Here is a 22006-nt window from a genome sequence, read left to right as displayed (position 1 = left end):
GCCAGCCTCCAGCAAGCGAGCAAGTCGTGACATCGATCAAGCAGGAAGACCTCATCCAGTCCATCGCCGACGCGCTGCAGTACATCTCGTACTACCACCCGGTCGATTACATCAAGAGCCTCAACGCTGCCTACGAGCGCGAAGAGTCGCCGGCCGCGAAGGAGGCGATGGCCCAGATCCTGATCAACTCGCGCATGTGCGCCGAAGGCCACCGGCCGATCTGCCAGGACACCGGCATCGTGACCGTGTTCCTGGAAATCGGCATGAACGTGCGTTGGGACGACGCCACGATGGGCGTGGAGGACATGGCCAACGAAGGCGTGCGCCGTGCCTACAACTACCCGGACAACAAGCTGCGCGCCTCGGTGCTGGCCGATCCGGCCGGCAAGCGCATCAACACCAAGGACAACACCCCGGGCGTGGTCAACGTCAAGGTGGTGCCGGGTGACACCGTCGAGGTGATCGTCGCGGCCAAGGGCGGCGGTTCGGAAGCCAAGTCCAAGTTCGCCATGCTCAACCCGTCCGATTCGATCGTGGACTGGGTCCTGAAGACCGTGCCGACCATGGGCGCCGGCTGGTGCCCGCCGGGCATGCTCGGCATCGGCATCGGCGGTACCGCCGAGAAGGCGATGCTGCTGGCCAAGGAGTCGCTGATGGAGCCGATCGACATCAACGAGCTCAAGGCCCGCGGCGCCTCCAACCGTGCCGAAGAACTGCGCCTGGAACTGTTCGACAAGGTCAACGCGTTGGGCATCGGCGCGCAGGGCCTGGGCGGCTTGACCACCGTGCTGGACATCAAGGTCAAGGATTTCCCCACCCACGCGGCCAACCTGCCGGTGGCGATGATCCCGAACTGCGCGGCCACCCGCCATGCGCATTTCACGCTGGATGGCAGCGGCCCGGTGATGCTCGATCCGCCGTCGCTGGAAGACTGGCCGCAGATCACCTATGACGCCTCCAAGGGCACCCGCGTCGATCTGGACACGATCACTCCGGAAGACGTCGCCAGCTGGAAGCCGGGCCAGACCCTGCTGCTCAACGGCAAGCTGCTGACCGGCCGCGACGCCGCGCACAAGCGCATGGTGGAGATGCTGGACAAGGGCGAGCCGCTGCCGGTCGACCTCAAGGGCCGCTTCATCTACTACGTCGGCCCGGTCGATCCGGTGCGCGACGAAGTGGTGGGCCCGGCCGGCCCGACCACCGCCACCCGCATGGACAAGTTCACCCGCCAGGTGCTGGAACAGACCGGCCTGCTGGGCATGGTCGGCAAGGCCGAGCGCGGCCCGGCGGCGATCGAAGCGATCCGTGACAACAAGTCGGCCTACCTGATGGCGGTCGGCGGCTCGGCGTACCTGGTCTCCAAGGCGATCAAGGCGGCCAAGGTGGTGGGCTTCGCGGATCTGGGCATGGAAGCGATCTACGAGTTCACCGTGCAGGACATGCCGGTGACCGTGGCGGTGGATTCCACCGGCGAGTCCGTGCACCAGACCGGCCCGCGCGAATGGCAGGCCCGCATCGGCAAGATTCCGGTCGTGGTCGCCTGAGGCCTCCGGTCGCGGCAACGCTGGAAACGAAAACGGCGCCCCGGGGCGCCGTTTTTCGTGGCTGACGCGGGCAGGCACCGACCGTTGGCCGTTACTTCCCCTCAGCGGCGCGCGTCCACCAGCATGCGCACCGCCAGCGCGCCGAGCACCGTGCCCATCAGGCCACGCTGTACCGTCTGCCAGCGCGGGCGCCCGGCCAGAAAGGTGGCGATACTGCCGGCGGCCAGTACGATCAGTGCGTTGATACTGACGCTGGTTGCGATCTGCACCAGCCCGAGCACCACCGATTGCACCATCACGCTGCCATGCCCATGGGGCTGGATGAACTGCGGCAGCAGCGAGAGATACATCACGGCGATCTTCGGATTGAGCAGCGCGGTGAACAGGCCCATGCCGAACAATCTGCGCGGGCTGTCATGGTCCAGCGTGCGCAGCTGGAACGGCGAACGTCCGCCGGGGCGCAGCGCCTGCCAGGCGAGGTACAGCAGATACGCCGCGCCGGCGAAACGCAACACATCGTAGGCATGCGGCACTGCCATCAGCAGCGCGGTGATGCCCAGTGCCGCGCACACCAGATACACCAGAAAACCCAGCGCGACACCGCTCAGCGAGATCAGCCCGGCGGTGCGTCCCTGGCAGATCGAGCGCGAGATCAGATAGATCATGTTCGGCCCGGGCGTCAGCACCATCCCCAGCGAAATCAGACCGAAGGCGAGCAGAGCGGACGAATCGGGCATGGGGGATCCTGGGCTGGCGGCGGGGCAGAGGACGCATTCTGCGAGCGTCCGCGGCGCAGTGGCAGAGACAGAACGCGTCCCCATCGCCCGTGCTCTGTACCCATGTGATGGCACGGAGCGCGGGCGCATACTGTGCGCCTCCCTCAAGAGGCCCTGAGCATGCGCACCACGTTGTATGGATCGCCGAGTACCGCCGCCCTGGTCGTCCATTGGCTGTTGCTGGAGCTGCAGATCGAGCACGAGCTGGTGCTGCTGGATTTCGACAAGCGCGAGCACAAGGACGCGGCGTATCTCGCCCTGAATCCCGCGGGCCTGGTGCCGACGTTGAGCATCGACGGGCTGGTTCTGACCGAAGCGGCAGCGATCGCGCTGCATCTGGCAGACCGCCATCCGGAAGCGGCCCTGCTGCCAGCACCGGGGACTGCCGACCGCGCCGAGGCGTACCGCTGGATGTTCTGGTGCGCCAATACTGTGCAACCGGCGTATCGGGCGTGGTTCTACCCGCAGGAAATGGCGGGCCCCGAGCACGTGGACGCGACCCGCCAGCGTGCGCGCGAGCGGTTGGAAGGCGCCTGGCAGCATCTGACCGAGCACCTGTCCACGCGCGGCCCGTATGTGCTGGGCGAGTCGTTGAGCGTGGTCGATTTCATGTTGGTGATGTTGATGCGCTGGTCACGCAACATGCCCACGCCCAGTGACACCTGGCCGGCATTGAAGGCCTACGCGGATCGCCTGAAAGCACGGCCGGCGTTCGCCGAGGTCTACCGTCGCGAGGGCATCACCGACTGGCGCTGACTGGGTTCAGTCGACGTACTCGTCGAAGGTCCGTCGTGCACGGAACGGCATCAGGTGCTGGTTGAGCAGTCCCTTTGGAACGGTCTCCAGTTTCATGACGCCGTATTCCTGCGGCCATTCGCGCTGATCCCGCGGCAGTTTGAAGGTGCCCATCAGCATGTCCACCAGCGGCAGGTGGATGGCGTAGTTGACGTCGACGTACTCCTGCTGTCGCGCGTGATGCCAGTGGTGGTAGCGCGGCAGCACCAGCAGGTACTCCAGCCACCCGAAACGGATGCCCAGGTTGGCGTGGGCCAACACCGCCTGCAGACCCACCAGGATCACGTAGGCGTTGATCGCCGGGGTCGAAAAGCCGAGTACCAGCAGTGGCAGCAGCACGCAGCTGCGGGTCATGACGATTTCGACGAAATGGATGCGCGAGCCGGCCAGCCAATCCATGTGCCGGCTGGAATGGTGCACGGCGTGGAAGCGCCAGAGCCATGGGGTGTTGTGATACGCGCGGTGCAGCAGCGCCTGGGCCATGTCCGCGACGAACACCGCGATCAGGAACTGCAGCCACACCGGCATCGACTGGATCAGCGTCTTGAGCGCGGGAAACGCGGCCAGCCCGGCAATGGTCGAGGTCGAGGCGGTCACCAGGATCAGGATGAACTGCACCAGCACGTGGCTCATGAAGAAGTAGCCGACATCGGTACGCCAGCCCGGGCGTAGCGGCGAGAGCACGTGTTTGCCGAGGTAGCGCTCCAGCGGCACGAATACCAGTGCCGAGAAGAACAGCGACAGCACGAACCAGTCCAGACCCAGTGAGTAGGGTGTCTGCCCGATCGCATCGAACTGCACGTTGGTACCCCCCAGCAGCACCGCCAGGGTGGCGCTGCCGACGCCGATCGTGGCGATCCGCTTGTTGCGGTCGCGCAGGATCGCCAGGGTGCCCATGATGAAGGCGGAGGCCAGCCCGACCAGCAGCAGGTGGCGGGCGAACTGTTCGTTGTAGACCGCGCGGAACTCGCGGCTGGTCAGCAGGTCCGGAAAGTGGAAGCAGGCCACGCCCATCAGGCTGAGCAGTCCCAGCAGAGCCGAGGCGTAGGCGAAGAACGAGCGTCGTGGTCGGGCCATCCGCTGGCATCCAGGTAAAAGGGCGGGGCTATTGTGAGCGTCGGAGCTGACGAAACGGAAGAGGCAGTTGCGGCTGCGCTGGGAGCCCGGGTCTTAATTCGGAAAACAAGCAGTGCTACATTCCGGGCATGCGCGCATGCCGGCCATGGCCGGACGCTTTCCACACGGAGCACGACGATGCCACGGATGCTTTTCACCCTGCTGTTGATCCTGCTGGTCACCGCCTGCAGCAGTGATGGCGATTTCCACACCGCCCCGCCCAGCCTGCGCGAGGTCACCGCTGCCAACCAGTGCATGCAGCAGTGCCAGCGTCAGTACGACAGTTGCATGACCAGCCGTACCGGGTTTGGCAGCGGCGACAGCTGTGGTGCCGGGGTGGCGACCCAGCGCGACGCGAAGTGCGACAAGATCGACAACCCGGACCTGCGTAAATCATGCCAGGCCAGCAGCGACTACTGCCGCAACCGGCTGCCCGCGCTGACCTGTGGCGAGGATATCAACCGGTGTACCAGCCGCTGCGGAGGCAGCTGAGGCGCGGTTTTACGCCGGCAGGATCGCCAGCACCGTCTCCGGCGGCCGGCACAGGCGTGCACCGCGCGGGGTCTCCACGATCGGGCGGTTGATCAGCTCCGGGTGGGCGACCATCGCCTCGATCAGCGCGGCATCGGACAACGCGTCGTCGCCCAGCCCGAGCGAACCATAGGCCGGCTCCTTGCTGCGCAGCAACGCGCGCGGGGCGATGCCCATGCGCGTGATCAGCCCTGCCAGCGTGGCACGGTCCGGCGGCGTCTTCAGATACTCGACCACCACCGGCTCGATGCCGTGTTCACGCAGGATCTCCAGTGCCCCGCGCGAGTTGCTGCAGCGCGGGTTGTGCCAGATCGTCACGGCCATCAATACCACTCCAGCAGCGACACCCCCAGGCCGACATAGGTGGCCTTGTGGTTGTAGTCGATCATGCTCTCGCCGTAGCCATCGAAGATCTGCACGTGGCCGCGCAGCAGGTTGCTGATCGGGAAGCCGTAATCAAGCTGCAGCGCACCGTGCGAGCGGTCGCCGCCGCGCAGCGAGTGACGCGCCATCAAGGACACCTCATGACCGTTTTTGTTCCAGGTCAGGGTGGCGTCACCGCGGCCCATGTAATCGGAGATGTCGGGGTTGTTGTCGTCCTTGCGGTCTTCCGGGATGCGATACCACGGGCGCAGCACCAGCGCCCAGTTCTCGCGGTCCAGACCAACGGTGGCGATCACCCGGTTCCAGCTGCGCGACAGGGGATCGGCGCGGCCATTGGACATGTGGTTGACGCTGATCCCGCTCATGCGTCCGCGCCAGCCGCCGATCGAGTAGCCGTTGCGGAACATCAGCATCACTTCCGGCTCGTAATTGGTCTCACGGAACGGACGCGAGTTGTCGGCGTTGTAGGCCTGCCAGCGCGAGCTCTGCGTGTAGCCGGCCCAGATGTCGCCGTTGTCGCCAAACAGGTTTTCCACGATCTTGGTCTTGAAGCTGAGCTGGAACTTCAGTTCCGCGCTGTCCAGCTGCTGCGAGGTGGTGACCGTGTTGACCGGATTGGGCGACTGCGGCATCTGGTTCTTGTCGCTGGTCCAGAACGCGGGCAGCAGGTAGACCGGCTTGTAGGCGCGCAGCTGGAAGGCACCGAGCTTGGAGTCCTGCGCGAGCTCCCAGCGGCTGTCGAGCAGCGAGCCCTTGCCGGCATTGGCCAGCGCGTCTTCATGGCCGTCGTTCTTGAACACTTCGCCGAGGCGCTGCTTGACCCGTTGCGTCGCCGGGGCGTCGGCGTCGGCACTGCGGGCGGCATGACGTTCTTCCCGGCGCTCCTGCTTGGCGGCGGTGGCAGCGGCATCGGCGGCCAGGGTGACCTCGGGCGTACGCCCGAACAGCGTGTCGTAGCAGGCCAGACGCGCTGCGTCGGTGTCCACCAGGGCGCAGGCCTCCGGTGACGCCGGCTTCGGTGCCGCCTCCTGTGCTGCAGCGGGCAGGGCGGCGCCGGCCAGGGCCAAGGCAGTGAACAGGGCGGAGCGGGAATAGGGCAGGGTCATGGGAGCAGGGCCGCGTGACAAAAATGAATGGGTCTGATCGCACAGTGTCGCCGCTGCCCGGCTTTCCTGCCAGCACGCGATGCCATCGATCTGACCCGGTTTATGCCGGTCAGTGGTGTGCTCGGGGTGTGAACGTCCGCGTCCCGGTCGCAGTCAGAAGAACCACGCGAAGGCGAACAGCCCCAGCATCGCGATCACCAGCGCCAGCTTGAGCGCGAACCCCAGCAGGATGCCAAGCCAGGTCGCCAGGCCCACCTTGGTGGAGCGGCCCAGCTCGCGGGTGTGCCAGTACTCGCCCAGCAGTGCACCGGCCAGCGGGCCGACGAACAGGCCGATCGGCATGAAGAACACCCCGACAATGCTGCCCAGGAAGGTTCCCCACAGGGCCTTGCGGCTGGCACCTACCCGCTGCGCGCCGACCACCGTGGCCAGGATGTCCACGGCGAAGGACAGCAGGGTCAACAGGCCCAGGATCGTCAGCGGCAGCCAGCCCACATGGACGAAATCGTCGGCCCATGCCGCCAGCACCAGCCCGGCGAACACCAGCGGGATGCCGGGCAGGGCGGGAAGGATCACGCCGGCGATGCCGACGAGCACCAGAACGACGGCTAGCAGGTACAAGATGAATGAATGGTCCATGCTGTCCAGTATGGTTCCTGAAATGGGGTTGACATCCGAAGGTTTTGGCCAGTTGCTTTTTCGTTTTGCTCGGGTTAAGTTGCAGGCGCTGAGCTTGGCAAGGTCACCGTGGATCGTGGCCTGATGATGGTAGATCTTCCAGATCCGCTGCATCGTTGCACCCCGCTTCCTCCTTGCTGTCAGCCGCCTGTACGGGTGTATCCAACAACAAGACAGTTAGGGAGTAGCTGAGATGGCTGAGAAGGGCACCGTCAAGTGGTTCAACGACGCGAAGGGTTTCGGGTTCATCAGCCGTGAGAGCGGCGAAGATGTGTTCGTGCACTTCCGCGCGATCGAATCCCAGGGCTTCAAGAGCCTGAAGGAAGGTCAAGCGGTCGAGTTCGAAGTGGTGACTGGCCAGAAGGGCCTGCAGGCCGACAAGGTCAAGCCGCTCTGAGCGCAGACCGGGTCCTGCCTGGTTGAAACACGAAAAGCAAAAGGGCCCGCTTGCGCGGGCCCTTTTTTGTGGCGTGCAGGGCGGCTGCGCCAATCAGCGCAGGATCACCTTGCCGTTGACCACGCGCACGTAGGTATTCTCGCGGATGCCACCCAGATCACGCTGGTTCACCACGACGGTGCGACCGTCATCCATGCGCACGGTGATGTCGAACGTATCGCTGGTCACGTTCTTCTGGATCTGGTTGCCGGCCAGCGCACCACCCACCGCGCCTGCGGCGGCGGCGATGTTCTTGTTGCCGCGGCTGCCACCGGTGTGGTCGGAGATCTCATGGCCGGCGACCGCGCCGACGATGCCACCCAGCACCGCGCCGGTCGCGCTCGGTGCGCTGCGGCCCGACGCGACCTGATTGATACGGGTCACGATGCCGCAATCGGCGCAACGGTTGGTGTTGTAGTTGCCGCCGGAATTGCCGTAACCGTTGTTGTAACCACTGCTGCCGTAGCCCGGCGAGGTGGTGGCACAGCCAGCCAGGGCGACGGTGGCAACGGCAGCAGCGGCAATCAGTTGAATCTTCATGGTGTATCTCCTGGCCAGAGGGGTGGTCGAATGCGTCTGGTGCGCATGGAGCAGATCGTGTCCTGTGCTGCGTGAACAGCGTGCCAATCCCGGGGCGCCAGCGTGGCTGGAAGATGAATCAGCGGAAATCCTGGTGGCAGGCCTTGCAGTCCGCCTGGATCTTCTCCACCAGCGTGGCCATGCCCGGGCAGTCGGTCGGCGGCGCGGCCAGGGCCTCGTTGAGGGTGGCGCGCAGGGCGCTGGCGTGCTGCTGGAAGCCTTGGCTGTCCTTCAGGCCGGGAAAGGCCAGGTCCAGATCATTGGAGAGCGAGCGCAGCGTCTGCAGCCGCGGCACGGTGTCGGCCAGACTGCAGCGGTTCTGCGCCTGCGCCGCCTGAAGCAGTTCCACCTGGCGGTTCATCACGTGCATGAGCGAATCCGGGAAGGGGTCCTGGCGGGCCTGGATCGCCCGCGAGACCATCACCGTAGCGATCAGGCCGATCACGAGGCCCAGCAGGCCCACGAACAGGTAGCGGTAAGCGGCGGAGGGGCGGCGTGGCGGGGTCACGGGGTCGTTCATGGTGAGGGCTTCGGTGAGGGTGGCTGCGGCGATGGTACGACGCGTCCTGTCCACGGCGCGTACCGGCCGGGCCTGGGCGCATTAAAATAGGCGCATGAACGACGTACTGCGCGAACGATTTGCCGGCATCGACCGGTTGTATGGAGTGGGCACCGTGGATCTGCTTGCCAGCCGTCGAGTGGCGGTGGTGGGCATGGGCGGCGTCGGCTCGTGGGTGGTCGAAGCCCTGGCGCGCACGGCGGTGGGCCATCTGACCCTGATCGATGCCGATGACATCTGCGTGTCCAACACCAACCGCCAGCTGCCGGCGCTGGCCGGCCAGTACGGCCGCAACAAGGCCGAGGCGATGGCCGAGCGCTGCCGCGCGATCAACCCGGACATCAGCGTCGATGCTGTCGCCTCCTTCTTGACCGTGTCCAACATGGTCGAGCTGCTGGACCGCGATTTCGATCTGGTGATCGATGCCTGCGACAGCTTCCGGGTCAAGGTCGAGACCATCGCCTGGTGCCGTCGCCGCAAGCTGCCGATTCTCACCGTGGGGGCGGCCGGTGGCCGTACCGATCCCACGCTGGTGCGGATCCGCGATGTCTCGCGCACCGAACACGACGCAATGATGGCGCTGATCCGCAAGAAGCTGCGCAGCGATTTCAACTTCCCGAAGAACGCCTCGCGTTACTTCGGCGTGCCGGCGGTGTACTCGCTGGAAAACGTGAAGTACCCGCAGGCCGACGGCAGCGTGTGCGGCATCCGCCCGAACCTCGGCGCCGACGCGGCGCTGAAGCTGGACTGCGGCGCCGGGCTGGGCGCGGCCACGCATATCACCGGTGCGTTCGCGTTCGCGGCGGTGGGCAAGGCGCTGGAGATGTTGAGGAAGCCGAAGAAGGGTGCGCTGCCCGCCGAGGCTTGATTCCGGCGGATTCTCCGCTCAGAGGCGGAACAACGCCTCGGCATTGGCCGTGGTCTGCGCGGCAATCGCCTCGGCCGGCTCCCCGCGCAGCCGCGCCACCGTCTCCAGGATCACCGGCAAGCGTGCCGGCTCATTACGCTCTCCACGGATCCCCGCATCCGGCTGATCCGGCGCGTCGGTCTCCAGCAGCAGCTGCTCCAGGGGCATGCGGGCCACCAGCCGCTGCAGGCGCTGGGCGCGGTCATAGGTCAACGGGCCGCCCAGCCCGATCAGGAAGCCCAGCTTGTGCAGGTTCGCCGCCTGTTCCGGACTGCCCGGGAAGCTGTGCACCACGCCGCGCAGCCCGCCGATCTGCTTGATCGCCGCGATCACCGCATCCACCGCACGGCGCGCATGCACGATCACCGGCAGGTCGAAGTCGCGTGCCAGCCGAAGCTGACCGAGGAAGTAGTGCTGCTGGGCGTCCGGGTCCAGCCCCTCGACGAAGAAATCCAGCCCGCACTCGCCCACCGCGCAGGGGCGCTCGCGTTCGAGCCACGCGCGCAGTTCGTCCAGGTGTTCGGGGCGGTGCTGGTCCAGAAACATCGGGTGCAGTCCGTAGGCCGGGTGCAGCCCGTCGGCCAGCCTGCACGCATCGCGCAGGCCGGGCCAACTGGCGGCAGTGACGGCGGGAACGACCTGGGCCATGACCCCGGCAGCGCGTGCGCGCGCGATCACCTCAGGGCGATCCGCATCGAACTCCCCCGCATCCAGGTGGCAGTGGCTGTCAATCACCCTCACGCGCGGCGCTTGGTCGGCAACGGCGGGGGAAGCTTGTCACCGCGTCGCTTCCAGTTGGCCAGCAGCAGCGTGCCCAGGCCGAACAGGATTTCATCCACGAACGGCAGCGGGTCGGGAATCACCAGCGTCACCGCGAACAGCGCGGCGGTGATCTTGAACAGCGTGGGGTAGCGCAGCCGACGCGCCCATTCCAGCACCGGCAACAGTATGGGATTGGACATGAGGCACTCCTGGGCAGATGCTGTAAACGCTATCACGAGCCCAATGCTCACCGAACCTGAATGGGCGGCAGGATGTTCACGATCCGTGGAGATTCCGTTCAGGGTGGCCGTGCTGGAATTCACTCAAGAACGTTGCGGATCGTCCGCAAGGAGCCGGTTATGAAAAGTACAACTACTACTGCGTTGGTCGCTGCGGGTGCACTGCTGGTCGGCGGTATCGCCACCGCTGCCTTCATGAAGGGCGGCAGTTCCTCGCCCGATGCGGTGACCGCTGCTCAGACCCGGCCCACTCTGGACACCACGCCGCTCGCCGACGATGGCGCGCGCACCGACCAGCTGGCCATTGAAGACAAGGCCGGCAAGCTGGAGTACGCCGACATCGTCAAGGTCGACCCGCTGACCAAGAAGGAAAAGGCCTACGCCACCGTGATCGGCACCGAGCCGGTGCGCGAGACGTCCAGCACGCAGACGCCGCATGAAGTCTGCCAGGACGTGGTGGTGCAGGAACGCCTGCCCGAACGCGACGGCAATGTCGGCGGTACCGTCGCTGGTGCCGTGATCGGCGGCCTGCTGGGTAACCAGGTCGGTGGTGGCAATGGCCGCAAGGCCGCCACGGCCGCTGGTGCTGTCGCTGGCGGCATGATCGGCAACCAGGTGGACAAGCGCCATGTGGGCGGCCGCGTGGTCAACCGCACCGAGCGCCAGTGCCATACCGAAACCGCGACCTCCGAGTCGACCCGCGTGACCGGCTACAACGTCACCTACCGCAATGAAGACGGCACCACCGGCACCATGCGCATGGCCAGCAAGCCGGGCAACCGCATCCCGATGGGCACCACCAACGCGGTCACCGGTTACAACGTGACCTACCGTTACGACGGCGCCGAGAAGACCGTGAAGATGGACAACAAGCCGAGCAGCGATCGGCTGCCGGTGATCGATGGTCAGCTGGTCACCCAGACCGCTGCACTGGATGCGAACAGGCAGTAAGTTCCTGCAGCTCGTAAGCACCACCAGCACGCCGGCCTCTGCCGGCGTGCTGCGTTTTGGGGTGCGCCGCACGGCATGCCGATCACGGCATCTGCGATCATGCCGGCACGCATGCGACACACGAGGACGCCATGAGCATTTTCGACCTCCAGCTGGAGACCGACCGTCTGATCCTGCGGCCACCGCGCGCCGAGGATTTCGATGCCTTCCTGCGCTTCTGCTCGGACCCGGAGGTGATGCAGCACCTCGGTGGCGTGCAGGCCCCGTCGCAGGCATGGCGCAGCTTCAGTTGCCTGGTCGGCAGCTGGCATCTGTACGGATTTTCGATGTTCTCGGTGATCGAAAAAAGCAGCGGTGAATGGGTCGGCCGCATGGGTCCGTGGCAGCCGCTGGACTGGCCGGGCACCGAGGTCGGCTGGAGCATCCGCCGCGAGAGTTGGGGCAGGGGCTATGCGCCCGAAGCGGCGGTGGCCAGCATGGACTGGGCGTTCGACACGCTGGGCTGGGAAGAGATCATCCACACCATCGATGCCGCCAACGAAAATTCCAAGGTCGTCGCGCGCAAGCTGGGCAGTTCGCTGTTGCGGATGGGCGAGCTGCCGCCACCGCATGCCGGCAAGCCGATCGAGATCTGGGGCCAGTCGCGGCAGCAGTGGCAGCAGCGCCGCGTCGGGCAGCGGTGATGCTGCACCCGCGCTTGGCAAAGGCGCTGGGGTGAGGCCAGACTCGGGATCGCGGGCGAGCCGCCCGCGGTGCATGAGCAAGAGTCCATCCGGCTATCCGCCTACGCAACACGTCCCGGAGGGTGATGCATGTTTGCCGTGGTTCCCGATCCGATTCCGGCGCGCATGAAAGGCCTCAACCGGGCCGAGATCTGCGACGCCAACTTCATCGATTTCGTGCAGCAGTGGCGTGGCGATCCTGCGCCGAGGCCAGCCCCCGGCAGCCCCATCCTGCCTGGCAGTACGCTGGACGCGCAGGGCTTTGCCGACCTCTTCGAGTCGCAGCTGATCAGCCGCCATCTGGACCTGATGGCGCGCGTGCTGCGCGTGCAGAACAAGGTCTTCTACACCATCGGTTCGTCCGGCCATGAAGGCAATGCGCTGGTGGCACGGCTGGCCCGGCACACCGATCCGGCGTTCCTGCATTACCGCTCCGGCGGCTTCATGGCCGAGCGCTTCCGCAAGCTGCCGGGCATGGACCCGGTGATGGACGCGGCGCTCTCGTTCGCGGCCAGCCGGGACGATCCGGCCAGCGGCGGGCGCCACAAGGTATGGGGCAGCAAACCGCTGTGGGTACTGCCGCAGACCTCCACGATCGCCTCGCACCTGCCAAAGGCCTTGGGCACCGCGCTCGCCATCGAAAGCGGACGACGCATTGGTCACACGCTGCCGATTCCCGAGGACAGCGTGGTGATCTGCTCCTTCGGCGATGCCTCGGCCAACCACGCCACCGCGCAGACCGCGTTCAACACGGCGGCGTGGGCGGCGTACCAGCGGCTGCCGGCGCCGATCCTGTTCGTCTGCGAAGACAACGGCATCGGCATTTCGGTCAAAACGCCGGACGGCTGGATCGCGCAGAGTTTCGCGCACCGCCCGGGCCTGGACTACTTCTTCGCTGACGGTCTGGATCTGGTCGAGGGCCATGCGCAGGTCGAGCGCGCGCTGGCCCATTGCCGGCAGACCCGCCGCCCGACCTTCCTGCACCTGCGCACCACGCGGTTGATGGGCCATGCCGGCACCGATTTCGAGATCGAATGGCGGCCGTTGCCGGAGCTGTGCGCCGCCGAGGCCAGCGATCCGCTGCTGCGCTCGGCGGCCATCGCCCTGCAGTCCGGGTGGATGACCGCCGCGCAGGTGCTCGATCTGTACGAGCGTGTGCGCGCGCGCTGTTTTGCGGCGGCCGCCGAGGCGGATCGACGCCCGAAGCTGACCGCTCTCGCCGAGGTCATCGCCCCACTGGCGCCTTACTCGCCGGCGGCGGTGCATGCCGAAGCCACGCGCGTGGTCGCTGATGACGCGCGTGCTGCCGCCTTCGGTGGTGAGGCGCAGCTGCCCGAGACACAGCCCCCGCGCCATCTGGCGATCCAGATCAACCAGGCCCTGCACGATCTGATGGCCAAGTACCCGGCCACGCTGCTGTTCGGCGAGGACGTCGCGCAGAAAGGTGGGGTGTACACGGTCAGCAAGGGCCTGCTCAAGGCGTTTGGCCCACGCCGCGTGTTCAACACCCTGCTGGACGAAACCATGATCCTGGGCATGGCGCAGGGGCTGGCCAACCTGGGCATGCTGCCGATCCCGGAGATCCAGTACCTGGCCTACCTGCACAATGCGGCCGACCAGCTGCGTGGCGAAGCGTGCTCGCTGCAGTTCTTCTCCAACGATCAGTACCGCAACCCGATGCTGGTGCGCATTGCCGGGCTTGGCTACCAGAAGGGCTTCGGCGGGCATTTCCACAACGACAACTCGATCGCTGCGCTGCGCGACATCCCCGGCCTGGTGGTCGGCTGTCCCTCGCGCGGCGACGATGCGGCGATGATGCTGCGCACCTTGGCGGCGCTGGCGACGGTCGATGGGCGCGTCGCGGTGTTCCTGGAGCCGATCGCGCTGTACATGACCAAGGACCTGCACGCGCCGGGCGATGGGCAATGGCTGTTCCCGTATCCGGCCGCCGACCAGGCACTGGTGCTCGGCGAGGGCCGGGTCTACGCGCCGGAGGCCAGTGACCTGGTCGTCTTCACCTACGGCAATGGCGTGCCGATGAGCCTGCGGGCGGCACGGGCGATCGAGCAGCAGCTGGGTTGGCAGGTGCGGGTGGTCGATCTGCGCTGGCTGGTGCCGCTCAATGCCGGTTTCATCGCTGGCCAGGCCGCCGATGCCCAGCGCGTGCTGGTGGTCGATGAGGGGCGGCACAGCGCCGGGGTGGGCGAGGGCGTGATCACCGCGCTGGTCGAGGCCGGGCTGGGGCACCTGCCGATCCGGCGGGTCTGCGGGGCCGATACCTACACGCCGCTGGCGGGGGCAGCATTGTGCGTGCTTCCAAGCGACAATGCGGTATTGAACGCCGCCCTCGCGCTGGCGCAGGACCATTGATACATGTGTGGATTGGCAGGCATGTTGCTGCCCGCTCCGGCAAGGGAGCAGGCAGCACTGGAAGAACAGGCGCGGCGCATGGGCGACGCATTGGTGCACCGTGGCCCGGATGACAGCGGGGTGTGGGCCGATGCCTCGGCCGGCATCGCGCTGGCGCACCGCCGGCTGAGCATCCTGGATCTTTCGCCGCTGGGCCATCAGCCGATGACCTCGGTGGATGGCCGTTATGTGCTGGCCTACAACGGCGAGGTCTACAACTTCGCCGAGCTGCGCGCCGAGCTGGAAGCGCTGGGCCACGGCTTCCGCGGCCACTCGGATACCGAAGTGCTGCTCGCGGCGATCACCGAGTGGGGCTTCGACGAGACCCTGCAGCGCAGCAACGGCATGTTCGCCATCGCCTTGTGGGACCGCGCCGAGCGCTGCCTGTGGCTGGCCCGCGACCGGGTCGGCAAGAAGCCGCTTTACTACGGCTGGGCTGGCGAAACGCTGGTGTTCGGCTCCGAGCTCAAGGCCCTGTGGCAGCACCCGGCCTTCGACAACGAGGTCGACCGCGATGCGCTCACCCTGCTGCTGCGGCTGGATTACATTCCCGCGCCGCACTGCATCCACGAACGCTGTTTCAAGCTGATGCCCGGCCGCGTGCTGCGGCTGGATGCTGAGGCGGTAGCCGCCGGTGCTACCGCGCATCGCCCGGACCAGTTGCAGCAGCCGTTCTGGAACGCGCGCGAGCGCATGCAGCAGGCCCTGGTCGCGCCGTTCACCGGTAACGATGCCGAGGCCGAAGAACGTCTGGATTCCGTGCTGCGCGACGCGGTGGCGCTGCGCATGGTGGCCGATGTGCCGGTCGGCGTCTTCCTCTCCGGCGGCACCGATTCCTCGGTGGTGGCCGCCTTGATGCAGGCACAGTCGAGCCAGCCGGTGCACAGTTTCAGCATCGGCTTCACCGGCTCGGATCATGACGAGGCGCCGCTGGCCAAGTCGCTGGCCCAGCACCTGGGCTGCGATCACACCGAGCTGTATGTCAGCGGTGCCGACGCGCTCGCGGTGGTGCCCAGCCTGCCGGCGATGTTCGATGAACCCTTCGCCGATGCCTCGCAGGTGCCCACGGCGCTGGTTGCCAAGCTGGCGCGGCAGGGCGTGACTGTGGCGCTGTCCGGCGACGGTGGCGATGAACTGTTCTTCGGCTACACCCGTTACCAGCGGGCGATGCGCAACTGGCGCCTGCTGGGCAAGGTGCCGGCGCCGCTCCGCCGCTGGATGGCCAGCCATGCGCATACGCAAGGCGAGGCCTCGCGCACGGGCGGGCTGGCCGCGCTGCTGGCCGAATCGGGCGCGCGCGGGATTGGCGATGTTTACCGCAACCGCATTTCGCGCTGGCGCGATCCGGTGGCGGCCGTTCGCGGTGCACAGGCGGCCGGCAGCTTCTACGACCTGGCCGATCCGCTGCATGGTGCCGGCTCGCCGGCGGACGCAATGATGCTGGCCGATTTCAGTACCTATCTGCCCGATGATCTGCTGTGCAAGGTGGACCGCACCAGCATGGCGGTCAGCCTGGAGGCACGTGCACCGCTGCTGGACTGGCGGGTGGCCGAGTTCGCCTGGTCGCTGCCGATGGCGATGAAACAGCGCGATGGCGTCAGCAAGTACCTGCTCAAGCGCGTGCTGGGCCGCTATGTACCGCAGGATATGGTGCACCGGCCCAAACGCGGCTTCGGGGCCCCGGTCAGCGCGTGGCTCAAGGGCGACCTGCGTGGCTGGGCCGATGAACTGCTGGATCCGGCGCGGCTGGCCGAGGAGGGCGTGTTCAACGTCGAAGCGGTCGCCCCGCTGTGGCAGCAGTTCAAGCAGGGCGAGCGCAAGTGGCACACGCATCTGTGGAACGTGCTGATGTTCCAGGCCTGGCAGGCGCATTGGCGCAACGCACGCGCCGATTTGACGCGCGCGTAGCGCCACGCGTTCGGGTGCGGACGTAATGCAGCCACCCATCGGGTGGCTGACGACGCCTTCACCGTTGCCGAAGGTGGGCCCGCCTAGGCTGGGCCTTTCCCCCAACGGAGCGAACGTGATGGCCGAATACAAGATCGCCGTACTGGTCGGCAGCCTGCGCAAGGGCTCGCACAATCAGGCGTTGGCCCACGCGCTGGAGAAACTGGCCGCCGGCAAGGCGGTGTTCTCCTATGTGGAGATCGGCGACCTGCCGTTGTACAACCAGGATTTCGACAAGGATTACCCCATCCAGGGCGTGCGCCTGAAGCAGCAGATCCGCGATGCCGATGCGGTGCTGTTCGTCACCCCCGAATACAACCGCTCGGTCCCGGGCGTGCTCAAGAACGCCATCGACCTGGGCTCGCGCCCGTATGGCGACAGCGCTTTTGCCGGCAAGCCGGCGGCAGTGATCGGCGCCTCGATCGGGGTGATCGGCACGGCGCTGGCCCAACAGCACCTGCGCAACATCCTGGCCTACCTGGACATGCCGGTGCTGGGCCAGCCCGAGGCCTTCCTGCACTTCAAGGAAGGGCTGATCGACGCCCACGGCGCGATCAGCAACGAGGGCACCAAGGACTTCCTGCAGGGCTTCGTGGACACGTTCATTGCCTGGGTCGGCACCCACGGCGGTACGCACTGATCCACCGCGAGGGGGTCATGCATCTGCGATAATGGCATGGACGGACGTCGCAAGGGCGTCCGTCGCACGCGATGCGACGGCCCCGGCCGATCGTACCGGCAGGCGCCGGTATCCCCAGCTCATCCACTGTTTATCCACAGGTTTGTGCATGGCTGCGGGGCGCCCCGCGTGCCTACCATGTCCTACGCCTCACACTGCAGGAAGTACGCCCCCCATGTCCGCCCGTTCTGGCTTCCGTTCCGACCGCAGAGACCGCGGTGACCGCTTTGATCGCGATGAGATGCGCATCGACGCCCTGCGCGTGCCGCCGCATTCGATCGAGGCCGAACAGGCGGTGCTGGGCGGGCTGATGCTGGCCCCGGAGAGCTATGACCGGGTCAACGACCAGCTGACCGAAACCGACTTCTACCGCCGCGATCACCAGATGATCTACCGCGCGATCCGCGAGCTGTCCGAACGTGACCGCCCGTTCGATGCGGTGACCCTGGGCGAGTGGTTCGAATCGCAGGGGAAGATGGAGCTGGTCGGTGATGGCGCGTACCTGATCGAGCTGGCCAGCACCACGCCGTCGGCCGCCAACATCAGTGCCTACGCGGAGATCGTGCGTGACAAGGCGGTGCTGCGTCAGCTGATCCAGGTCGGCACCGACATCGTCAACGACGGCTTCCAGCCCGAAGGCCGCGAAAGCAGCGAGCTGCTCTCGGCAGCGGAAAAATCCGTGTTCGCGATCGCCGAGCAGGGCGCGCGCGGGCGCACCGATTTCGTGGCGATGCCCGGCGCGTTGAAAGACGCGTTCGAAGAGCTGCGCAACCGCTTCGAGAACGGCGGCAACATCACCGGCCTGCCGACCGGCTATACCGATTTCGATGCGATGACCGCCGGCCTGCAGCCGACCGATCTGATCATCCTGGCTGCGCGCCCGGCCATGGGCAAGACCACGCTGGCGCTGAACATCGCCGAGTACGCCGCGATCAAGTCCAAGAAGGGCGTGGCGGTGTTCTCGATGGAAATGTCGGCCTCGCAGCTGGCGATGCGTCTGATTTCCTCCAACGGCCGCATCAACGCCCAGCGCCTGCGTACCGGCCAGCTGGAAGATGAGGATTGGAGCCGGGTGACCGGTGCGATCCGGATGCTGAAGGAAACCAAGATCTTCATCGACGATACGCCGGGCGTGTCGCCGGAAATCCTGCGTTCCAAGTGCCGCCGCCTCAAGCGCGAGCACGACCTGGGCCTGATCGTGATCGACTACCTGCAGCTGATGAGCGTGCCGGGCAACAGCGAAAACCGCGCGACCGAAATCTCGGAGATCTCGCGTTCGTTGAAGGGCCTGGCCAAGGAACTCAACGTGCCGGTCATCGCGCTCTCCCAGCTCAACCGCTCGCTGGAAACGCGTACCGACAAGCGCCCGGTGATGGCCGATCTTCGTGAATCCGGCGCTATCGAGCAGGATGCGGACATGATCGTGTTCATCTACCGCGACGACTACTACAACAAGGAAACCTCGCCGGACAAGGGCCTGGCCGAGATCATCATCGGCAAGCACCGAGGCGGCCCGACCGGCTCGTGCAAGCTCAAATTCTTCGGCGAATACACCCGGTTCGACAACCTGTCGCACGATTCGGTGGGTTCATTCGAGTAACGCCGACGGCGTTACGGTAGTGCCGGCCGCTGGCCGGCTCCTATGGAATTGTCATCGTGCAGAGCCGGCCAGTGGCCGGCTCTGCCGTTTCATCGGCGTATCCCGGGCTTCGTCGCAAACCGGTTGCAGTGCGCCCGGGCAGGGCGCGATGGTGGTCGCCGGGCGGCAGGGTGCCGCCAACGGAGACCTGCGATGAAGACCCTGTTCGCCTTGGGCGTGTGGTGCCTGCTGTTCGTGCTGTGCTGGCCGCTGGCGATCCTGGCCCTGGTGGCGTGGCCGTTCGTGTGGCTGATCAGCCTGCCGTTCCGTCTGGTGGGGATCACCTTCTCGGCGCTGTTCGCCTTCCTGGGCGCGTTGTTGATGCTGCCGGCGCGGGTCCTGGGCGGCGGGCGCACGGCGACGGCCTGAACAACACCGCGATCGGGTAGTGCCGGCCGCTGGCCGGCTGCTCTTCTGTCGGGATGGCGTGGAGCCGGCCAGCGGCCGGCACTACCTGTCGCCCACAAAAAACCCCGCCGAGGCGGGGTTTTTCGTTACGCCACCAACACGGCTCAGTTGGCCTTGTGGATCGCGCGCTTGCTCACGGCCATGGCGGCGTCATGCACCACTTCCGACAGCGACGGGTGGGCGTGGCAGATGCGCGCCAGGTCGTCGGCCGAACCGCTGAACTCCATGGTCAGCACGCCTTCGTGCACCAGCTCGGAGACATTCGCGCCGACCAGGTGCATGCCCAGGATGCGGTCGGTCTCGGCATGCGCCAGGACCTTCACGAAGCCGGTCGGCTCGATCATCGCCACGGCACGGCCGTTGGCGGCGAACGGGAAGCTGCCGGCCTTGTACGGGATGCCTTCGTCCTTGAGCTGCTGCTCGGTCTTGCCGACCCAGGCCAGCTCCGGCTCGGTGTAGATGACCCACGGGATGGTGTCGAAGTTGACGTGGCCCGGCAGGCCCGCGATCAGCTCGGCCACGGCGATGCCTTCTTCGAAGCCCTTGTGCGCCAGCATCGGGCCGCGCACGCAGTCACCGACCGCCCAGACGCCATTGACGCCGGTGTGGCAGTGCGCGTCCACTTCGATCTGGCCACGCTCGTTGATCTTGACGCCGGTGCCTTCGGCCAGCAGACCCTTGGTGGCTGCGCGACGGCCAACGGCCACCAGCAGCTTGTCCACGATCAGGCTCTTCTCGCCTTCACCATCGGTGTAGGTCAGGGCGACTTCCTTCTTCTTGCCCTTGCCGGTCACCTCGGCCTTGGAGACCTTGGCGCCCAGGCGGATGTCCAGGCCCTGCTTCTTGAATTCCTTCAAGGCGGTCTTGGCCACTTCGGCATCGGCCGCGGCCAGGAAGTCCGGCAGGGCTTCCAGGATGGTCACTTCCGAACCGAGGCGCTTCCAGACGCTGCCCAGTTCCAGGCCGATCACGCCGGCACCGATCACGGCCAGGCGGGCGGGGACTTCGGTGAAGTCCAGGCCGCCGACGTTGTCGACGATGGTCTCGCCGTCGAACTTGGCGAACGGCAGTTCGATCGAATCCGAACCGGCGGCGATGATGACGTTGGTGCCCTTCAGCTCGACTTCCGAGCCGTCGTGCTGCTTCACCTTGACGATGTTGCCCGGCTGCAATTCACCGAAACCGTAGTACGCGGTGACCTTGTTCGCTTTGAACAGCATGGCGATGCCGCCGGTGAACTGCTTGACGATCTTGTCCTTGCGGCCAACCATCGCCTCGACGTCCATCTTGGCGTCCTTGAAGCTGATGCCGTGGTCGCCAAAGATGTGGCCCATGTTCCAGAACTGGCGCGAGGAATCCAGCAGCGCCTTGGACGGGATGCAGCCCACGCGCAGGCAGGTGCCGCCCAGGGCCGGCTTGCCGTCCTTGCCCAGCGCAGCGTCGATGCAGGCGGTCTTCAGACCCAGCTGCGCGGCGCGGATGGCGGCGTGGTAGCCGGCCGGACCGGCACCGATGACGACGACGTCGAATTGTTCAGCCATTGATAGTTCCTTGTTTCTTTACCAGAACCCCTCCGCGCAGGCGCGGAGGGGTGGGAGGTCTTACAGGCCGAACAGCATGCGGCCCGGGTTTTCCAGCTGGTTCTTGATGTCCACCAGGAACTGGACCGAGTCCTTGCCATCGATGATGCGGTGATCGTAGGACAGCGCCAGGTACATCATCGGCGCGATCACGACCTGGCCGTTCTGGGCGATCGGACGCTCCTTGATGGCGTGCATGCCCAGGATGGCGCTCTGCGGCGGGTTGATGATCGGGGTCGACAGCAGCGAGCCGAAGGTGCCGCCGTTGGTCACGGTGAAGGTGCCGCCCTGCAGTTCTTCCAGGCTCAGCTTGCCGTCACGGGCCTTCTTGGCGTAGTCGGCGATGGTCTTTTCGATGTCGGCGAACGACATGCGCTCGACGTTGCGCAGGACCGGGGTCACCAGACCCTTCTCGGTCGACACGGCGATCGAGATGTCCGAGTAGCCGTGATAGATGATGTCGTCACCATCGATCGAGGCATTGACCAGCGGGAAGCGCTGCAGGGCGTTGGCGGCGGCCTTCACGAAGAAGCTCATGAAGCCCAGCTTGATGCCGTGGGCCTTGACGAACTCGTCCTGCAGATCCTTGCGCGCGGCCGAGACCTTGGACAGGTCGACCTCGTTGAAGGTGGTCAGCATCGCGGTGCCGTTCTTGGACTGCATCAGGCGCTCGGCGATGCGCTTGCGGATGCGGGTCATCGGCACGCGCTCTTCCGGACGTGCGCCACCGGACTTGCCGGCGCCACCGTTGCGGGCGAAGTTGACGATGTCTTCCTTGGTCACCGCGCCGCGGCGGCCGGTGCCGTCCACGTCGGCCGGGTTCACGCCTTCAGTGATGGCGGTGAAGCGGGCGCCCGGGGGCAGCGAATCGGCAGCGGACTTGGCCGCCGGTGCCGGCGCGGCGGCAGCAGCCGGAGCAGCCGCCTTGGCCGGTGCGGCCTCGGCCTTCTTCTCTTCAGCGGCCGGTGCCGGAGCATCGGCCACGGCGCCTTCTTCGATGATCGCCACAACCTGGCTGGAGGTCACGGTGGCGCCCACCTCGAACTTGATCTCCTTCAGCACGCCGTCGACCGGCGACGGCACTTCCAGGACGACCTTGTCGGTTTCCAGATCAAGCAGGTTTTCATCGCGCTTGACGGCATCGCCGACCTTCTTGTGCCAGGTGGCGATGGTGCCGTCGGCGACGGATTCGGGCAGTACCGGGGCTTTGACTTCGGTGGCCATGCGGGAGCTTCCTGGTTTGTCTTTTCTAGAATGAG

Annotated in this window: 24 protein-coding genes; 13 read left to right on the top strand and 11 right to left on the bottom strand. The window is 66.2% G+C overall.

Translation table 11 applies throughout. From position 1 onward, the window contains the following. Positions 1-26 precede the first annotated feature (26 nt). Complete coding sequence (locus ACWV8V_RS08275) at positions 27-1544, top strand: fumarate hydratase (protein WP_019185911.1); 1518 nt, start codon at positions 27-29, stop codon at positions 1542-1544. Positions 1545-1645: 101 nt separating this feature from the next. Here ACWV8V_RS08275 and ACWV8V_RS08270 read toward each other — a convergent pair whose 3' ends face one another. Then, the gene (locus tag ACWV8V_RS08270) at positions 1646-2281 is read right to left on the bottom strand and encodes a LysE family translocator (protein ID WP_259261558.1); all 636 of its coding nucleotides are present in this window, start codon (positions 2279-2281) and stop codon (positions 1646-1648) included. Positions 2282-2440: 159 nt separating this feature from the next. On the opposite strand from ACWV8V_RS08270, the gene ACWV8V_RS08265 reads away from it, so the two are divergent. Then, on the top strand, positions 2441-3076 hold the full coding sequence (locus tag ACWV8V_RS08265) for a glutathione S-transferase family protein (RefSeq protein ID WP_455899441.1): 636 nt from the start codon (positions 2441-2443) through the stop codon (positions 3074-3076). A gap of 6 nt (positions 3077-3082) precedes the next feature. Here ACWV8V_RS08265 and ACWV8V_RS08260 read toward each other — a convergent pair whose 3' ends face one another. Next, positions 3083-4192 carry a sterol desaturase family protein gene (locus ACWV8V_RS08260; protein ID WP_455899440.1) on the bottom strand — a complete coding sequence of 370 codons (1110 nt, stop codon included), beginning with the start codon at positions 4190-4192 and terminating at the stop codon, positions 3083-3085. Between the two features lie 177 nt (positions 4193-4369). Between ACWV8V_RS08260 and ACWV8V_RS08255 the strand changes: the two genes are divergently transcribed. Beyond that, positions 4370-4723, top strand: a complete 354-nt coding sequence (locus tag ACWV8V_RS08255; protein WP_455899439.1) for a hypothetical protein — start codon at positions 4370-4372, stop codon at positions 4721-4723. 9 nt (positions 4724-4732) lie between these two features. Here the strand turns inward: ACWV8V_RS08255 and arsC are convergent, their stop codons facing one another. The 3 genes from arsC to ACWV8V_RS08240 form a co-directional block, all read right to left on the bottom strand. Further along, the gene (gene arsC, locus ACWV8V_RS08250) at positions 4733-5086 is read right to left on the bottom strand and encodes an arsenate reductase (glutaredoxin) (RefSeq protein ID WP_259261562.1); all 354 of its coding nucleotides are present in this window, start codon (positions 5084-5086) and stop codon (positions 4733-4735) included. After that, the gene (locus ACWV8V_RS08245; RefSeq protein ID WP_455899438.1) at positions 5086-6252 is read right to left on the bottom strand and encodes a phospholipase A; all 1167 of its coding nucleotides are present in this window, start codon (positions 6250-6252) and stop codon (positions 5086-5088) included. The genes arsC and ACWV8V_RS08245 overlap by 1 nt, the downstream gene beginning before the upstream one ends. Before the next feature lie 153 nt (positions 6253-6405). After that, complete coding sequence (locus ACWV8V_RS08240; protein ID WP_455899437.1) at positions 6406-6891, bottom strand: DUF456 domain-containing protein; 486 nt, start codon at positions 6889-6891, stop codon at positions 6406-6408. Here ACWV8V_RS08240 and ACWV8V_RS08235 point away from each other — a divergent pair. Together ACWV8V_RS08235 and ACWV8V_RS08230 are read left to right on the top strand one after the other, a co-directional pair. Next, positions 6875-7015 carry a hypothetical protein gene (locus tag ACWV8V_RS08235; RefSeq protein WP_259261655.1) on the top strand — a complete coding sequence of 47 codons (141 nt, stop codon included), beginning with the start codon at positions 6875-6877 and terminating at the stop codon, positions 7013-7015. The genes ACWV8V_RS08240 and ACWV8V_RS08235 overlap by 17 nt on opposite strands. Before the next feature lie 108 nt (positions 7016-7123). After that, on the top strand, positions 7124-7327 hold the full coding sequence (locus tag ACWV8V_RS08230) for a cold-shock protein (RefSeq protein WP_019185917.1): 204 nt from the start codon (positions 7124-7126) through the stop codon (positions 7325-7327). 93 nt (positions 7328-7420) lie between these two features. On the opposite strand, the gene ACWV8V_RS08225 is transcribed toward ACWV8V_RS08230, so the two are convergent. Together ACWV8V_RS08225 and ACWV8V_RS08220 are read right to left on the bottom strand one after the other, a co-directional pair. Then, positions 7421-7906 (bottom strand): glycine zipper 2TM domain-containing protein, encoded by a 486-nt coding sequence (locus ACWV8V_RS08225; protein WP_019185918.1) that lies wholly within the window; start codon positions 7904-7906, stop codon positions 7421-7423. Positions 7907-8024: 118 nt separating this feature from the next. Next, positions 8025-8465, bottom strand: a complete 441-nt coding sequence (locus tag ACWV8V_RS08220; protein WP_455899436.1) for a hypothetical protein — start codon at positions 8463-8465, stop codon at positions 8025-8027. 94 nt (positions 8466-8559) lie between these two features. On the opposite strand from ACWV8V_RS08220, the gene ACWV8V_RS08215 reads away from it, so the two are divergent. Continuing rightward, complete coding sequence (locus tag ACWV8V_RS08215) at positions 8560-9372, top strand: tRNA threonylcarbamoyladenosine dehydratase (RefSeq protein ID WP_455899435.1); 813 nt, start codon at positions 8560-8562, stop codon at positions 9370-9372. 18 nt (positions 9373-9390) lie between these two features. Here ACWV8V_RS08215 and ACWV8V_RS08210 read toward each other — a convergent pair whose 3' ends face one another. Together ACWV8V_RS08210 and ACWV8V_RS08205 are read right to left on the bottom strand one after the other, a co-directional pair. Then, positions 9391-10152 carry a TatD family hydrolase gene (locus ACWV8V_RS08210; RefSeq protein ID WP_259261567.1) on the bottom strand — a complete coding sequence of 254 codons (762 nt, stop codon included), beginning with the start codon at positions 10150-10152 and terminating at the stop codon, positions 9391-9393. Next, positions 10149-10373: a DUF6116 family protein gene (locus ACWV8V_RS08205; protein ID WP_123730791.1), complete on the bottom strand. Its 225-nt coding sequence runs from the start codon at positions 10371-10373 to the stop codon at positions 10149-10151. The genes ACWV8V_RS08210 and ACWV8V_RS08205 overlap by 4 nt, the downstream gene beginning before the upstream one ends. Positions 10374-10532: 159 nt before the next feature. Between ACWV8V_RS08205 and ACWV8V_RS08200 the strand changes: the two genes are divergently transcribed. From ACWV8V_RS08200 to ACWV8V_RS08170, 7 genes are all read left to right on the top strand, one after another. After that, on the top strand, positions 10533-11363 hold the full coding sequence (locus ACWV8V_RS08200; RefSeq protein WP_123730792.1) for a glycine zipper 2TM domain-containing protein: 831 nt from the start codon (positions 10533-10535) through the stop codon (positions 11361-11363). A gap of 131 nt (positions 11364-11494) precedes the next feature. Next, the gene (locus ACWV8V_RS08195) at positions 11495-12046 is read left to right on the top strand and encodes a GNAT family N-acetyltransferase (RefSeq protein ID WP_455899434.1); all 552 of its coding nucleotides are present in this window, start codon (positions 11495-11497) and stop codon (positions 12044-12046) included. A 129-nt stretch (positions 12047-12175) separates the two neighbouring features. Continuing rightward, entirely contained in the window at positions 12176-14455 is a 2280-nt protein-coding gene (locus ACWV8V_RS08190; RefSeq protein WP_455899433.1) for a thiamine pyrophosphate-dependent enzyme, read from the top strand. A 3-nt stretch (positions 14456-14458) separates the two neighbouring features. Continuing rightward, positions 14459-16402, top strand: coding sequence for an asparagine synthase (glutamine-hydrolyzing) (gene asnB / locus ACWV8V_RS08185; RefSeq protein WP_455899432.1), 1944 nt, complete (start codon positions 14459-14461; stop codon positions 16400-16402). Positions 16403-16520: 118 nt separating this feature from the next. Beyond that, entirely contained in the window at positions 16521-17081 is a 561-nt protein-coding gene (locus tag ACWV8V_RS08180) for an NADPH-dependent FMN reductase (protein WP_455899431.1), read from the top strand. Between the two features lie 214 nt (positions 17082-17295). Beyond that, complete coding sequence (locus ACWV8V_RS08175; protein WP_455899430.1) at positions 17296-18720, top strand: replicative DNA helicase; 1425 nt, start codon at positions 17296-17298, stop codon at positions 18718-18720. A 192-nt stretch (positions 18721-18912) separates the two neighbouring features. Then, on the top strand, positions 18913-19128 hold the full coding sequence (locus ACWV8V_RS08170; RefSeq protein ID WP_259261571.1) for a hypothetical protein: 216 nt from the start codon (positions 18913-18915) through the stop codon (positions 19126-19128). Positions 19129-19271: 143 nt separating this feature from the next. Here the strand turns inward: ACWV8V_RS08170 and lpdA are convergent, their stop codons facing one another. Further along, the gene (gene lpdA, locus ACWV8V_RS08165; protein ID WP_121037968.1) at positions 19272-20708 is read right to left on the bottom strand and encodes a dihydrolipoyl dehydrogenase; all 1437 of its coding nucleotides are present in this window, start codon (positions 20706-20708) and stop codon (positions 19272-19274) included. Positions 20709-20768: 60 nt separating this feature from the next. Next, entirely contained in the window at positions 20769-21971 is a 1203-nt protein-coding gene (sucB, locus tag ACWV8V_RS08160; protein ID WP_121037965.1) for a dihydrolipoyllysine-residue succinyltransferase, read from the bottom strand. Positions 21972-22006 lie beyond the last annotated feature (35 nt).

This window comes from Stenotrophomonas sp. Ker107b (assembly GCF_053847245.1).
The sequence above is the reverse complement of the archived record's forward strand: the minus strand, read 5'-3'. Positions and strand labels throughout refer to the sequence as shown.

What these genes read in the sequence shown, in the direction of transcription:
- ACWV8V_RS08270 (WP_259261558.1), bottom strand. Translation starts at nt 2,281, where the DNA reads ATGCCCGATTCGTCCGCTCTGCTCGCCTTCGGTCTGATTTCGCTGGGG.
- ACWV8V_RS08265 (WP_455899441.1), top strand. Translation starts at nt 2,441, where the DNA reads ATGCGCACCACGTTGTATGGATCGCCGAGTACCGCCGCCCTGGTCGTC.
- ACWV8V_RS08260 (WP_455899440.1), bottom strand. Translation starts at nt 4,192, where the DNA reads ATGGCCCGACCACGACGCTCGTTCTTCGCCTACGCCTCGGCTCTGCTG.
- ACWV8V_RS08255 (WP_455899439.1), top strand. Translation starts at nt 4,370, where the DNA reads ATGCCACGGATGCTTTTCACCCTGCTGTTGATCCTGCTGGTCACCGCC.
- arsC (WP_259261562.1), bottom strand. Translation starts at nt 5,086, where the DNA reads ATGGCCGTGACGATCTGGCACAACCCGCGCTGCAGCAACTCGCGCGGG.
- ACWV8V_RS08245 (WP_455899438.1), bottom strand. Translation starts at nt 6,252, where the DNA reads ATGACCCTGCCCTATTCCCGCTCCGCCCTGTTCACTGCCTTGGCCCTG.
- ACWV8V_RS08235 (WP_259261655.1), top strand. Translation starts at nt 6,875, where the DNA reads ATGAATGAATGGTCCATGCTGTCCAGTATGGTTCCTGAAATGGGGTTG.
- ACWV8V_RS08240 (WP_455899437.1), bottom strand. Translation starts at nt 6,891, where the DNA reads ATGGACCATTCATTCATCTTGTACCTGCTAGCCGTCGTTCTGGTGCTC.
- ACWV8V_RS08230 (WP_019185917.1), top strand. Translation starts at nt 7,124, where the DNA reads ATGGCTGAGAAGGGCACCGTCAAGTGGTTCAACGACGCGAAGGGTTTC.
- ACWV8V_RS08225 (WP_019185918.1), bottom strand. Translation starts at nt 7,906, where the DNA reads ATGAAGATTCAACTGATTGCCGCTGCTGCCGTTGCCACCGTCGCCCTG.
- ACWV8V_RS08220 (WP_455899436.1), bottom strand. Translation starts at nt 8,465, where the DNA reads ATGAACGACCCCGTGACCCCGCCACGCCGCCCCTCCGCCGCTTACCGC.
- ACWV8V_RS08215 (WP_455899435.1), top strand. Translation starts at nt 8,560, where the DNA reads ATGAACGACGTACTGCGCGAACGATTTGCCGGCATCGACCGGTTGTAT.
- ACWV8V_RS08205 (WP_123730791.1), bottom strand. Translation starts at nt 10,373, where the DNA reads ATGTCCAATCCCATACTGTTGCCGGTGCTGGAATGGGCGCGTCGGCTG.
- ACWV8V_RS08200 (WP_123730792.1), top strand. Translation starts at nt 10,533, where the DNA reads ATGAAAAGTACAACTACTACTGCGTTGGTCGCTGCGGGTGCACTGCTG.
- ACWV8V_RS08195 (WP_455899434.1), top strand. Translation starts at nt 11,495, where the DNA reads ATGAGCATTTTCGACCTCCAGCTGGAGACCGACCGTCTGATCCTGCGG.
- ACWV8V_RS08190 (WP_455899433.1), top strand. Translation starts at nt 12,176, where the DNA reads ATGTTTGCCGTGGTTCCCGATCCGATTCCGGCGCGCATGAAAGGCCTC.
- asnB (WP_455899432.1), top strand. Translation starts at nt 14,459, where the DNA reads ATGTGTGGATTGGCAGGCATGTTGCTGCCCGCTCCGGCAAGGGAGCAG.
- ACWV8V_RS08180 (WP_455899431.1), top strand. Translation starts at nt 16,521, where the DNA reads ATGGCCGAATACAAGATCGCCGTACTGGTCGGCAGCCTGCGCAAGGGC.
- ACWV8V_RS08175 (WP_455899430.1), top strand. Translation starts at nt 17,296, where the DNA reads ATGTCCGCCCGTTCTGGCTTCCGTTCCGACCGCAGAGACCGCGGTGAC.
- ACWV8V_RS08170 (WP_259261571.1), top strand. Translation starts at nt 18,913, where the DNA reads ATGAAGACCCTGTTCGCCTTGGGCGTGTGGTGCCTGCTGTTCGTGCTG.
- lpdA (WP_121037968.1), bottom strand. Translation starts at nt 20,708, where the DNA reads ATGGCTGAACAATTCGACGTCGTCGTCATCGGTGCCGGTCCGGCCGGC.
- sucB (WP_121037965.1), bottom strand. Translation starts at nt 21,971, where the DNA reads ATGGCCACCGAAGTCAAAGCCCCGGTACTGCCCGAATCCGTCGCCGAC.